This window comes from Bradyrhizobium sp. Unk1 (genome assembly GCF_059512345.1).
The window spans coordinates 1-2,312 of the sequence record NZ_JCAMOP010000147.1 but is presented as its reverse complement, the minus strand read 5'-3'; the positions used below and the strand labels follow the sequence as shown (position 1 = coordinate 2,312).

Below are 2,312 nucleotides of genomic sequence, written 5' to 3'. Positions count from 1 at the left end.
TGTCAAACGCCATCCGGAACTGCCCCCTTTGCGTCGTGAAGAACTGCCCCCACCATCGGGATTATGATCTCGGTTGAAGGTTGTTTCCGCCGGTGACGGGCCGGAGGGAGGCGGAGCCGACCGGAGGGCCGTCACCGGCGGTCGGCGTCTTGATGAGGCCGCTTTTGCGCTTGGCGCGGAGCCGGTAGCTGTCGCCGCGGATCGTCAGCACGTGGCTGTGATGCAGGAGCCGGTCGAGGATCGCGGTGGCGACCACGGGATCGGCGAACACTGTGCCCCATTCGGCAACGCTGCGGTTCGACGTGATCAGCATCGCGCCGGTTTCGTATCGCCGGCTGACCAGTTGGAAGAACAGATGCGCCGCGTCAGGTTCAAGGGGCAAGTAGCCGAGTTCGTCGACGATGAGCAGCTTTGGCTTCGACAGCGCGAGAAGTTTCTCGTCTAGACGTCGTTCGCCGTGCGCCTTGGCAAGGCCAGCGACCAGCGTCGTCGCCGTGGTGAACTGCACCGTGTATCCGGCCAGGATCGCCTCTCGCCCGAGCGCGATCGACAAGTGCGTCTTGCCGACGCCCGGCGGGCCGAGCAGCAGCACGTTCTCTCCGTTGGCTATCCAACGTGATGCGGCAAGATCACGGATCTGCTTTGGATCGATTGACGGCTCCGCCTCGAAGTCGAAGCCAGCAAGCTCCTTCACGGCCGGGAAGTGTGCGAGCTTCAGCGCCATCTCGATGCGGCGATGGTCCTTGCGTGCGATCTCGCGCTCGCACAGCAGGATCAGCGTCTCACGCGCCGACAGGTTCGCGCGCGCCGCCTCGTCGAGCAGGCTGTCCAGTTGATCGCGGATCCCGGAGAGCTGCAATCGCGCCAGCATAGCATCTAGCGGATCGGTCGGTGCTTCCATTACCTTTTTTGCCCGCGTCATCAGAAGCTTCCTCCGATCACGGCTTCGTATTCGGCAAGAGGGCGTAACAACGACGGCGGTGAGGACGGCGCCATCACCACCGCTGCCGCGATCTCAGCCCGGCGCACCGGGCCGTTGCGACCAGCAACACCATCGAGATGGGCGGCGTCGATGATACGCAGCCGGCGTCCCTCCGATTGCTTGTGGATCGCAACCTGGTGCAATCCATGGCGGATCCGCACTTCCCCGGCCGCGATCGTTACCGCCACGCGCTCGCCGATCAGGCGCCACGGCACTGAGTAGCTGTTCGTGTCGATCTCGACGGCGCAATCATTGCCGACGACGCGGGTTAGTTCACGCAAGGATCCGAACGACGGTTGCCCGCCGAGCGGCTTCAACCTATGTATCTCGTCACGCGTGAAGCGGATGATCGGCGCCTCGCCGGTCGTACCGTGGATACGAACGTTCGCAACCTCACGCTCCCACCTTGCGAGATGCGCCTCGAATGCTTCCCAACTTGGGAAGGCATGACCGGCGATCGCGTTCTTCTTCACGTAGCCGACGCCGTTCTCCGTCTTGCCCTTCGTGCGCGCCCGATATGGCGCACAGGCGCGAGGACGGAAGCCCCAATGTTTTGCGAAGGCTATCAGCTTGTCGTTGAACTGAACCGACCGGCTCACCACGTCGTGGCGCACGACAAGCGCGCGTGGATTGTCCATCAGCACTTCCTCCGGCACACCGCTGAAGGTCATGAATGTGCTCTCGAGCCCGGCGAACCAATGCTCCTGCCTCTCGGCCCGGAACGCACGCACATGAAGCCGTCGCGAGTGTCCAAGTGTTGCCACGAACACGAACGCCTTGATTTTCGCCCCTCCGATCTCGACCAGGCGCTCCCCGAAGTCGATCTGCAGCTGCCGGCCTGGCGGCGTCTCAAACCGCGTCGTCGCCAGTGCCTCCGCCTTCAGCGCCTGACGATAAGGCTGCACAGCGCGCTGCAGTGTCCGCCGGCTGACGGCCACGCCTTTCTCGGCCAACAGGTCCTGGCGCACCACGTCGGCATTGCCTCGATGCCGAATGAGCCTCTCGCGCAGCCAACCCTCAAGGCCGTCGAGACGCTTCGGTCGCTCAGGCGACTTGAACGGCTTCACCCCGCCCGCCGACACGTAGTCCTTCACCGTGTGATGGCTGCAGCCCAGCTGCCGCGCAATCCGCTTCACGCCCCACCCGCACGCCCTCAGGCGCATCATCTCCGCCACGTCATCCGGCGTCTTCATCACCTGCCCCCGTGGATCATTCCACGGCGAGCCTTCAGTGATTCGTTCCAGCTTCATTCACTCTCTCCTCAGCTATCCGAGGAGGGGGCAATTCCTCGTGACGCTGAGGGGGCAGTTTTCCATGGCGCGCGACACTT

Annotated in this window: 2 protein-coding genes; both read right to left on the bottom strand. The window is 63.8% G+C overall.

The annotated features are described in order from the left end of the window. Positions 1–61 precede the first annotated feature (61 nt). Positions 62–922, bottom strand: coding sequence for an IS21-like element helper ATPase IstB (gene istB, locus AC5ZFO_RS47715; protein ID WP_496124229.1), 861 nt, complete (start codon positions 920–922; stop codon positions 62–64). Continuing rightward, complete coding sequence (gene istA / locus AC5ZFO_RS47710; RefSeq protein ID WP_496124228.1) at positions 922–2,232, bottom strand: IS21 family transposase; 1,311 nt, start codon at positions 2,230–2,232, stop codon at positions 922–924. The genes istB and istA overlap by 1 nt, the downstream gene beginning before the upstream one ends. Positions 2,233–2,312: the final 80 nt, after the last annotated feature.